Raw genomic sequence first — 11,574 nt, forward strand, 5'->3', positions numbered from 1 at the left:
CCGGCCGCCGTCGCGGGGTGCGGGGTCGTCCTGAACGGCCCCGCACCACCTCAGCGCGTGTGTCGTGCCTCGGACGGGCGGCGCGCCCGGGAAGGCCGGGCCCCGTGACGACCCCGGCCTTCCCTGCGACGCGGTCAGGGCTGGTCGAAACGCACCCGGAGGGTGGCGCGCCGCGCCATCAGGTCGTAGGCGGGCAACGGGCCCGGCCCGCAGGTCGCCGTCCCGATGCCCTGATGCGCGAGATCCAGGTGCACGTACACCCGCTCCCCCGCCACCAGATCAGGCCGATGCCGCGCGTCGGCCAGCTCCAGCGCGCTCCACCGCCGCACGGTCAGCCCGAACACCGGCTCGCCCGACACCCGGACCCCGCCCAGCTCGGCCCACCGGACGTCGGCGCGGTGCCCGTTCTCCTGCGGGTACACGTACGGCGTCTGCATCGCCTCCACCGCGGCCGACCACCGCCCCACCCGGGCGGCCATGCCCGTGTCCGGGTAGACCTCCCCCGGCCCGAGCCCGAACCACGTCACCTGATCGACCGCGGAGCCAGGCAGCGACATCGTGACGCCGAGGCGCGGGATCGGCTCGCGCCAGTTCCCCTCCGGCTCGATGTCGAGCACGAGCCGCAGCCCGCCGTCGAACGTCCACCGGTACGTCGCCACCATCCCGAGGTCGGTGGCCGCCGGCGCGACACGGGTCCGCACGGTCAGGCCGTCGCCGGTGGAGATGTCGTCCACGCGGTGGGTGAGGCGGTGCAGGCCGAGGTCGCGCCACCGGGCTTCGAGGCCGGCGGCGCGGTCGTTGTCGGTGGGGGCCCGCCACAGGTCGAGCAGGGGCCCTTCCACCTGGGCGCCGAACAGGCGGGTGAGCCGCCCGGTCGCCGCGTCGAACGCGCACCCGCCGGCGGTCAGCTCGCCACCGCGGCCGTTCCGGGCGCCCGCGCGGGTGAACGTGGTGATCGCCGTGCGCTCCCGCTGCTCCGGCCGCGCCAGCAGCGCCTGCCCCCAGGCCACCTCGTGCCCGGCCGGCGCCCACGGCAGGTCCTCGGCCAGCACCGCCCGTACCGTGAGCCAGCGCTCGCCCTCGGGCCCGTCCGTCACCTCGGGCAGCTTGCACTCGCCGCCGGCGGCGGCCACGTCGAGCGGATGCTCGGCGACCGTCTCCCCCTCGACCTGCACGGTGGCCGTGAACCGCAGGTGCGACAGGTCGGTGAACCCGTGCTGGTTCACCACCCGCACCACCCCGTCGCCGAACTCGAACCGCACCGGCTCGAACACCCTCTTCAGGTCGATCAGCCCCGGGGACGGCGTCCTGTCGGGGAACACGAGGCCGTCCACGACGAAGTTCCCGTCGTGCACGGGCTCGCCGAAGTCGCCGCCGTAGGCGTACTCGTGCGCCGGATGCGTCAGCCCGTGGTCGATCCACTCCCAGATGAACCCGCCGGCCAGCCGCGGGTACCGCTCGAACAGCTCCTGGTACTCGGCGAGCCCGCCCGGCCCGTTGCCCATGGCGTGCGCGTACTCGCACTGCATGAACGGCATCGAGCGGCGCCGCGCGTCCAGCTCGGGGTCGTCGAGCGGGTCCTCCTCGCGCCGGCCGATGGCCTCGACCTCGGCGTGGGAGGCGTACATGCGGGAGTAGACGTCCGTGTGCGCGCAGGACCGGTCGCCCTCGTAGTGCAGCAGCCTGGACGGGTCGCGCTCGCGGGCCCAGTCGGCCATGACGGCCAGGTTGCGGCCGACGCCCGCCTCGTTGCCGAGCGACCACATGACGATGCTCGGGTGGTTCTTGTCGCGTTCGACCATGCGGCGCATGCGGTCGAGCAGCGCGTCGGCGTAGCGGGGGTCGTCGGTGGGGTTGGCGCGCCAGCCGACCGGCTCGAAGCCGTGCGTCTCCAGGTCGCACTCGTCGATCACCCACAGGCCCAGCTCGTCGCACAGGTCGAGGAAGCCGGGGTGGGGCGGGTAGTGGCTGGTCCTGACCGCGTTGACGTTGTGCCGCTTCATCAGCAGCACGTCCTCGCGCATGGTCTCGTACGGCACCGCCCGCCCGTGCTCCGGATGGAACTCGTGCCGGTTGACGCCCTTGAACAGCAGCGGGCGGCCGTTGGCCATCAGCACGCCGTCCACGATGGAGATCGTGCGGAAGCCGACGCGCACCCGTACCGTCTCGTCAGGCCCGGTGATCACGGCCTCGTACAGGCGCGGCGTCTCGGCCGTCCACGGCTCCACGTCCACCGTGACCTCGGCGCCGGGCTCCAGCCCGTCGATGCCCAGCTCTCGGACGCTGAGCGTGCCGGCGCCCTCGAAGCTGAGCGTGCCGCGCCCGTCCTCGTAGGAGGCGTGGACGAAGACGTCGGCGGTGGAGCGGGTGAGCGTGACGTCACGGAAGATGCCGGGCAGCCACCACATGTCCTGGTCCTCCAGGTACGTGGCGGCCGACCACTGATGCACGCGCACGGCCAGCACGTTGCGGCCGGGACGCAGGTACGGGGCGGCGTCGTACTCGACGGGCAGCCGGCTGCCGGTCGAGAAGCCCAGCTCGTGGCCGTTCAGCCAGACCCGGGCGAACGACTCCGCCCCCTCGAACCGCAACCGCCCGCCCGTCCAGCCCTCGGGCAGGTCGAAGGCGCGGCGGTAGTCGCCGGTCGGGTTCTCGTCGGGGACGCGGGGCGGATCGACGGGGATGGGGTAGACGACGTTGGTGTAGGCGGGGGCGCCGTGCCCGTGCAGCACCCAGTGCGACGGGACCGGGAGGTCGTCCCAGGCCGCGTCGTCGTAGTCGGGGCGGGCGAAGTCCTCGAGGACGTCGGCGCCGGGCGAGAGGCGGAAGCGCCACGTGCCGTTGAGGTCCAGGGACGGCGCGTCGGAGTGAAGGGCCGCCCTGGGTTCGAGTCGGCCTGAACCAGGGGAGAAAGTTTCGAGATCCATCTCCGCCGAGCCTAGAGGTTCGGGCCGGTCCAGTCAGCGATGGGTCCGGTGTCCGTTACGACCGGAGTGCCTGACCCTTGCGGCGGGCCCGTGACCGCGGCACGTGGCAGGACGGCTCCGGCACTTCGCTACCGGCCGTCCGCGGCGCTCGGGACGGCGGCCAGGTAGCCCGCGAGCAGGGCCTCCGCGACAGCCTCCACGGCGGCGTCACCGGGCAGGAACGCCGGGCTGTGCAGCCCCTTCGCGGCGTCCACCCCCACGAACATCATCAGCGACGCCGCCACATCCCCATACCGGGCGAAGTCATCGGCCCCGCACGACCGCAGCTCGTCATCCACCGCCCACCCGTGCTCCCGCAACCGCTCCCCCGCCCGCGCGGCCAGCGCCGGGTCGTTGACCAGGATCGGCTCCCCGGGAAAGATCTCGACCTCCGCCACGCACCCGTACGCCCGAGCCGTGTCCTCGACGACCTGCGTGAACCTCCGGTACAGCCGTTCCCGCCACTCCTGCGACATGGTCCGCAACGTCCCCCGCGCCACCGCCTCGACCGGCACGGCGTTGGGCGTCGTCCCCGCGCTGACCGTGCCGAACGTGACCACCGTCGGCGCCATCGGGTCGGCCACCCGGCTGACGAGCTGCTGCGCCGCCACGATCACCTGCGCCATGGCGAGCACGGGGTCGCGGGTGAGATGCGGGTACGCGGCATGCCCCTCGACCCCCTTGACCGTCACCCTGAACTCGTCGGAGGCGGCGTTCACCGGCCCGGGAGCGCAGGCGACCGTGCCTGCGGGCAGCACCGGCTGGACGTGGGCGCCGATCATGGCCTGGACGTGGTGCCTGGTGAGCACGCCGGAGGTGACGACGTCCGCCGCGCCGGAGGGGAAGGTCTCCTCGCGGGGCTGCAGGACGACGACCAGCGGCGCGAGCCCGCCCCCGGTGACGGCCTCCGCCACCGCCTCGGCCGCTCCCTCGGCCGCCGCCTCCGCCACGGCCTCCGCCGCCTCCGTCACCATCTCGGACGTGTCCCTCGCCCCGCCCTCCGATACGCCAACAGCGTGCCCGTTCACGCCGCCGTGCCCGTTCGCGCGCCGCCCGGCAGCCTCCGCGGCCCCCTCGGCCGCCGCCTCCTCGACCACCCCCAGATCGACCTCACCCGAGGACACCGCCGCCACAGCCCGCGCCACCGCGACCACAGCCGCCAGATGCACGTCATGCCCGCACGCGTGCATGGCCCCGTTCCCGGCAGCCCACACCACCCCGGTCCGCTCAGCGATCGGCAAGGCATCCAGCTCCCCCCGAACTCCCACGGAAGCCCCGCCACCCCCGATCCGCACCACGGCCCCCGTCCCGGCCACATGCTCCACCACCCCGCCGGCGGGCAGGGCACGAAGAACCCTCCGCATGGTCGGCCCTTCCTCCCCCGACACCCGCGGCGCCGCGTGCAGCTCCCGCCGCAACGCCACGGCCCCCGCCAGCTCCCGCCGCAGCGCCGCCCGCAGCGCCACCTCGACGCCCACCTTGCGACCGTCGACACTCATCCCCGACATCAATCCCCCAGACAACAATGGTCAAGCCGTACCCGCTGCCCCCATCGGCCGCGCTCTCACCCCAGCCCGTAAACGCGCCGCGCGTTGCCGCTCCCCACCATGGTGAACACGCGCACCGCCTGCCCCACCGTCCATTCCCCGTCCGCCACGAACCCGCCCAGCACCCGCAGCATCGCCCGCCGCCACAGCACCGCCCCCAGGTAGTGCAGCTCGGCGGGCCCCCACGCGTCGGAGGAGTAGAGCAGTTTCGTGAACGGCGCCACCTCCAGGCTCTCGGCGACGACCGCCGCGCCGCGCGCCCCGGTGTGGTTGACGGCGAGCCCCACGTCGAGGAACACGTTCGGGTACGCCTGCGCCAGGAACCCCGCGTGCCGCTGGTACGGGTAGCAGTGCAGCAACAGCAGCGGCACCCCGGTCGGCTCCGCCAGCTCGATCAGCCCGCGCAGCAGCAGCGGGTCGGCCCGCCGCAGGTCCACGTCCGGGTCCCCGAGGCCGATGTGGAGCTGCAGCGGCAGCCCCCGTTCCAGCCCCGTCCAGATGAGGTGCCGTACGAGGACGGGGTCGGCCAGCCGCCCGCCGCCGGCCAGCCACCGTCCGGCGGCGTCGGCGACCTCGGCCCGGGACGGCGGCGCGGGGTCGAAGTCGAGGCCGCACCGGTAGGCGGCCACGCTCTTGAGCCCGCGCGCCGTCCGGGTGCGCTCGTGCAGCGCCTCGGCGAACCTCCCGGCGAACGCGCCGGCGTCGCATCCGGCGGCGGCGACCTGTTCGGCCACGCTCTCCAGGCGCACCACCTCGTCGGCGGGCGCCCCGCAGGCCTCGGCCATGCCGGACGGCCCGAGCAGCTCGTCGCCCCGGTAGCCGGTCTCGACGAGGAGGTGGCCGAGGCCGGCGGCGCCCAGCAGCAGCCGGTTGACCTCGGCGGCGCCGAGCCTGGCGCGTCTGGCGAGGTACTCCTCGGGCGCGCAGGAGGGGTCGAGCCCGAGCACGGGCGGGCAGTGGCGCAGGATGGCGAACCCGAGCTGGGAGTCGAACTGCGTCATCCAGCCGGGCACGGGCCGGTCGGACTCGGTGATCATCTCTTCGAACGCCGTGCGCGACAGGTCGTGCGTGGCCGCCCCGTGCACGTGGTGGTCCACCAGCGGCAGTTCCTCGACGGCGCGGGCCAGCCCGGCGGGGACGAGGTCGAGCTCCATGGTCGCTCTCGTACCCCCGCCCCCGTGGGCGACACGCGAAGGGGCCCCGCGGGACGATCACCGTCCCGCGGGGCCCGCACCACGAACGTCAGGCGGCGGCCTTGGCGGTCACCGCGACCTGGGTCTGCTTCGTGACCCCGCTGACCGTGACGGCCACCGTCACCTGCCCCGGCCGCAGCGCCGTCAGCGTCCCCGACTCGGGGTCGAGGACGGCGACGTGCCACGGCTTGGCGCTCTTGCGGGCGCCGACGTGCAGGTTCGGGGAGCCGGACCAGGTGACCGACACCGGGTGGGCGGCGGGCACCGTGCGGGCGCCCTGCTTGACCGAGGCCGTCACCGGGGCGGGCGCGCCGACGGCGACCGTGGCGGGGGCGGTGAGCGTGAGCTCGTCCACGTGCGGCCGCACCTGCGTGCCGATCCAGTCGGGCGCGTCGGCGAACCAGTTGCGCTTGACGTGCTCGGCCTCGGCCCGCGTCACGGGGTCGACGCCCCACAGCGACCATCCGGTGAACCCGCCGTCGTCGGGCGCGGTGGCGGGATTCTTGCCGGAGTTGCCGTTGATGAAGTACGGCACCGCGTCCACCCGCGAGGCGTGGAAGGTGCCGACGTGCGCCCCGATGAACGCGGCGCCCTTGCCGGTGGTGCGCTGGAAGTCGGCCAGCCACCCCTCGACGAGCGCGGCCTCCTTGCGGTCGCCGAGCTGGCTGCCCTTGCCGGGCGTGGGGTCGCGCGGCGGCACGTGGAACAGCACCGCGACGGACCCGATGGAGCCGTCCTTCGCCGCCGAGTCCAGCAGCGAGCGGAGCTGCGCCACCTGGTCGTAGCCGCCGCCCCTGAGGGTGAGGCGGGAGGTGTCCAGCGTGATGAAGCGGGTGCCCTTGTGGTCGAAGGTCTGGTACGTGTCCCCGAAGACGGCCTTGAAGTTGTCGATCTTGCCGCCCATGACCTCGTGGTTGCCGGGGACGTAGTGGTACTCCACCGTTCCGCCGAGCTCCTCGTCGAGGATCTGCTTCGCCAGCGCGAAGTCCTCCGGCGACGCCTCGTCCACCAGGTCACCGTTGATCACCAGGAAGTCCGGCGCGGCGGCCTTGATCTCGCGCAGCGTGCGGCGCGCGTTCTTGACGATGTCGCTGTCCGGGTCCCTGGCCACGAACTGGGCGTCCGACATGACCGCGAACCGCCACGGCGCCTTGGACACCTCGCTCCTGACCACGGGGTCGGCCACCTCGGGCGCCTCGGGGGCGGTGACCGACGGCGGCACCTTGGCCACCAGCCCGTCGATCATGATCTCGTTGGTGTACTTGACGTCGGCCTTCGTCTCGGCCACGTAGAAGCGCCGCAGCTTGAGCGGGTAGTTCACGCCGGGCGGCACGGTGAACTCGACGTACTTCCAGCCGGTCCACGTCATGTACGGGCCGCGCAGGATCTGCGACTGGCCGAGCGCGTCGTAGAACTCCAGGCTGGGCCACTCCCCCTTGCCGGTGGAGTTGATCCAGAGCCCGAACGCCTGCGGCTGCCCCTCGACCACGATCTGCTGGGGCGGGCTGGCGTAGGCGGCCCGGGTGGCGGTGGAGGTGGTGAAGTCGTACGACAGCTTGAGCCCGCCGCCGCTCTGCCCGGGGGCGGCCGACAGCGAGCCGGTGGCGCGGGCGGCGGCGAACGTCCAGGAGGCCGCGTCCTCGAAGTCGGCGACCGGCTTCGACTCGAACCCGACCGTCACCGGCACCGCGGTGGTGATCTTGCCGACCTTGGCGGTGATCAGGCCGGAGCCGGTGGCCTGCTTGGCCTTGACGGTGAAGTAGCCGTGCTCGGCCGCCGTGACCTCGAACAGGTTCCTGTCGTAGTCGAGCGTGAGGTCGCCCGGCTCGATGGGCGCGGAGTTGCCGTTGCGGTCGTAGCCGACCACGCCGAACGTGGCGGTGCCGCCCTCGCCGGCCATGCCGAGACGGTCGGCGGTGGCGCCGAGCCGCTGCAACGGCTGGAGCACGGTCAGCTCGATGGCGCCCTTGGCCTTGCCGCGTGAGGCGGTGACCGTGGTGGTGCCGGGCACCAGGGCGTGGAACCTGCCGTCGCGGATGACGCCGTGCACGGCCGGGCTGGAACGCCAGGACGGGGTTCCGGCGGCGGGCCCGTACGTCTCGTCGTAGCCGGCGGCGGTCAGCCGCCTGGTCAGGCCGGGGAAGACGCGGTCGGGGCGGCCACCGGCGACGGGGCCGACGCCGGGCGCCTTGGCGGGGTCACCGGCGGTCTCCAGCCAGAAGCCCTTGAGCTTGCCGCTGCCCTCGGGCGCGTAGAGCGCCAGGCCGTTGGGCACGTGCCGCTCGCCGCCGTCGGAGGGGCTGTTCTCCACCTGCACGTCGGCGGAGCCGGGCTCGCGGGCCAGCATGGTGGAGGAGCCGCCGCCGTCGAGGTTGAGCGCGTTGGCGGCGCCGAGGTCCTGCATCATGGCGGCCAGCTCGTTCAGGGTGACGCCGCGGCTGTCGGCCTGGCGGCCGTCCACGGTCAGCAGGTACATCTTCCTGCCGTCGGCCGAGAACCCGACGGCGGTGCGCGGGTGCGCGGCCGTGTCGGTCGAGTTCTGCGGGACGCCGTCCTTGATCAGGAGCTGGTTGCCGCCCACGGCGGCCTTGACCGAGCTGCCGTCGGAGGGCTTGGGCTGGTAGGCCACGTCCACCTTGTCGCCGGGCTTGAGCGCGGACAGGGCGGCGGCCCCGGCGTCGCGGCCGAGCAGGATGGTGGTGCCCGCGGGGATGGGGCCGGTGCCCGCGGAGGTCCGCACCTCGGAGACGACGCCGTCCACCAGCACGACCTCGGCGACGGAGGTGGCGCCCTCGACGGCGCGGGCCCGGGTGTAGGAGCCCCACAGCGGCGTGAACAGGCCCACGCCGCCGCTCTGGATGATCTGGTTGAACTGGGTGAGCTTGATCGGCGCGCCGCCCGGCGGGGTGGCGGTGCCCTCGAAGTACATCTTCAGGACGCGGCCGATGCCGTCGCCGGTGACCGCTACGGCGTTCTCGTGCCCGGCGACCGGCGACTGGATCAGCGTGCCGTCCTGCACGCCGATGCCCTGCGCCGCGCCGGAGTTGTTGATGTCGAAGAAGTCGCCGTTGACGGCCGCGACGGCGCGCGAGCGCTTGGCGGGCCCGGACAGCGGCTCCGTCCTGGACACCTCGCCGGAGAAGACGTAGTCCGCCTTCGCGCCGCTCAGGTCGGCGGTGACGGCGTCCGCGCGCAGCCACCCGAGCGCGTCGTAGGTGTCGAACGAGGTCAGCGAGATGCCCGGCGCCACCGGCCGGGTCTTCTTGGCGGTCTCCAGCCGCTGGGGCGCCGCGGCGGCCGGGGCGAGCAGCGTGGAGGAGGCCGGGTAGGACGACGCCGACTCCAGCGCGTCCTCTGCGGGAGGGGTGGGATCGGCCTGCGCGGGCGCGCTGATGGCCATGGGGCCTAACACGAGCGCGGCGGCGGCCAGCAATCGGAGGGTCTGCACGACCGAACTCAATCGCTCGTGGATATAACTTTCAAGACTTAAGGATGAACTAAAAGAAAATTTCAGATCTTGTATGTCCGCCACCTCGCCTTACACCATGGACAGGTGGATCGAGAGGCGCTCTACCGCGACCCGTATCCCGTCCACGTCAGGGCCCGCCTGACGTTCGCCGAGAAGCTGGACGCCTGGCTGGTGGCCCGGCACGCCGACGCGGCTGCCGGCCCGCGAGCTGCCCGGCCTACACCTCGCCCGCCAGGACGTCGTCATGGCGGCCACGCTCATCCACCGCGCCCCCGAGCGGCTCCTGCTCGCCTGGTAGCCGCACCCCCGCGTGCAGCACCAGCGGCACGGCCATCGCCACCGCCATGGACAGCACGGCCGTGCCCGAGTCGTTGACCAGCATGCCCACGACCCCGCTGACCAGCGCGCCGACCAGCCCAGCCCGCAGCATCGGCGCCCGCGCGAACGCCCTGGGCACCAGGCCCGCGCTCACCTGGCCCGGCCGCAGCACCGCGAACACCAGGAAGATCAGCCCGGCCAGCACGATCGGCATGAGGTTGGGCGAGAGCAGCGTGTGCAGCATGGCGCCCAGCTTGCGGCCGATCATGGGCCAGAACGTGCCGTCCAGCACCTGACTCACGAACCTGCCCAGGTGCGTCTGCGACTGCGGCGGGCGCAGCCAGTCGAGCACGGCGATCACCGACACCGCGACCCCGCCGAGCGCGCTGAACCCGGCCAGTTTCAGCACCGACACCTTCTTGCCCGCGACGAGCAGCGCGGTCACGGCGATGCCCGGCGCGAACGCGATCACGCCGCCGAAGTCGCTGCCCACCCCCGGCCAGCCGGCCAGCAGCGTCGCCGTCACGCCCAGCCCGGTCACCACCGCCACGGCGAGCCGCGTGCGCCCGGCGCGGACCAGGCGCTCGGCGGCCAGCGCGGCGCCCATCAGCACGGACGTGGCCAGCAGCGCGAACGGGATGTTGGCCAGCCCGTAGTAGCGCCCGCCGACCACCGCGGTGTAGCCCATGAGCGCGTTGAACTGCAGGTTCGTCCCGGTCAGCAGGTCGCCGACGAGCACCGTGAAGTTGATCACGCACACGGCGGCGGGCGGGCCGAGCGGGTGGCGCCGCCACGGCCCCAGCAGTGCGATCGCGCTGAGCGCCGCCGTGACCGCCAGCACGCAGCCGATCAGCGTCGGCACGATGGCCGGGCTGTGGTCCCACGGCAGCAGGTTCACCACGTACGTCGAGACGGGCACGCAGGCCATCGCGATGGCGGCCACGGCGACGAACCCGAGCTTCCTGCGGCGGGACAGCAGCAGATAGGACAGCACGTAGAAGGCGACCGTGAGGGTGGCGAACCCGGTGAAGAAGTAGCCGGTCATGCCGCGCACCGTGGTCCCCGCGACGTCGGCGCGCACCAGGTCGGCCGAGCTGATCGGCTCGCCGAGCCGCCACGGCAGCCCGATCACGTTCGGCGGCGGCTCGATGCCCGCGGCGGCCAGGACGGTCGGGGTGACGTCGGGCAGCAGCACGATGTCGTCGCGCCGCGCCGAGTTGCCGCCGATGCGCGGCCCCACGACCTCCTCAGGGTCGCCTGACCTCACGGCGGACGTGGCTCCGGCGCGCTTCCAGATGGCCACCCGCAGGTGCGGCACGGAGCCGTGGTCGCCGATCCCGGCGAGCACGATCTCGGTGCCGGCGGGCAGCCGGTCGAGCGCCGCGCCGACCTCGGCGTCCGCCTGGCGGGCCAGCTCGCGCCGCCGCCCGGCGGGCAGCGCCTCCGGCTCCTGCGGCAGCCTGTCGTCCACCAGGTACGGCCGCACCAGCGCGGCCACGTCCACGGCCAGCACCCGGCACTTCGACCAGTCGCTCAGCCCGGCGGCCGTGTCGGCGTACAGGTCGACCTCGCCCTCCCTGTCGGCCAGCGCGAGCGCCGCGCCCCTGCCGACGGCGGCGGTGCAGTGCCCGGCGGCGTGCACGGCGGCGCCGAGCGTGCCCGCGTTGGCGCCGTCGCGCGTGCCGAGCAGCTCGGGCATGCCGGGCACGACCGCGCCCCGCCCCCGCACGTCCGGCTCGGGCGGCAGCCCGCAGCGCCGCCCCACCGCCGCCCGCACGCCCGACGACACGCTCAGCCAGCCGTCGTACGGGCAGGTCACGGTGCCGACGGCCTTGACCGACAGGGATCCGAGCCCGCTCTGCCCCGCCAGCTCCCACAGGCGCGGCGTGTCACGCGGGTCGAGATCATCCCATAACAGCCCCGGCACGCCGATGAACGCCACCCGCCCGCCCGCGTCCAGGCCCCTCTCGGCGGAGGCGACGGCGGCCGGGACCGACCACCACATGACCCCGGCCACCAGCAGCAGTACCCACCTCACCGTCGAAGCCCCCATCCGGATGCGGCGATCGATTCGGAACGCG

Annotated in this window: 5 protein-coding genes; all 5 read right to left on the reverse strand. The window is 73.7% G+C overall.

From position 1 onward, the window contains the following. Positions 1-134: 134 nt before the first annotated feature. The 5 genes from FXF51_RS18960 to FXF51_RS18980 all read right to left on the reverse strand — a co-directional run bounded on the left by FXF51_RS18960 (position 135) and on the right by FXF51_RS18980 (position 11,531). The gene (locus FXF51_RS18960; RefSeq protein WP_148435818.1) at positions 135-2,927 is read right to left on the reverse strand and encodes a glycoside hydrolase family 2 TIM barrel-domain containing protein; all 2,793 of its coding nucleotides are present in this window, start codon (positions 2,925-2,927) and stop codon (positions 135-137) included. 128 nt (positions 2,928-3,055) lie between these two features. After that, a complete protein-coding gene (locus FXF51_RS18965; protein WP_262379642.1) occupies positions 3,056-4,465 on the reverse strand; it encodes a M20 family metallopeptidase in 1,410 nt (469 codons plus the stop codon). Between the two features lie 65 nt (positions 4,466-4,530). After that, positions 4,531-5,667, reverse strand: a complete 1,137-nt coding sequence (locus FXF51_RS18970; protein ID WP_148435819.1) for an amidohydrolase family protein — start codon at positions 5,665-5,667, stop codon at positions 4,531-4,533. Between the two features lie 88 nt (positions 5,668-5,755). Continuing rightward, a complete protein-coding gene (locus FXF51_RS18975; RefSeq protein ID WP_262379643.1) occupies positions 5,756-9,154 on the reverse strand; it encodes a phosphodiester glycosidase family protein in 3,399 nt (1,132 codons plus the stop codon). A gap of 238 nt (positions 9,155-9,392) precedes the next feature. Then, entirely contained in the window at positions 9,393-11,531 is a 2,139-nt protein-coding gene (locus FXF51_RS18980; protein ID WP_148435820.1) for a hypothetical protein, read from the reverse strand. Positions 11,532-11,574: the final 43 nt, after the last annotated feature.

The organism is Nonomuraea sp. PA05 (assembly GCF_008086045.1).
Lineage (GTDB): Bacteria > Actinomycetota > Actinomycetes > Streptosporangiales > Streptosporangiaceae > Nonomuraea > Nonomuraea monospora.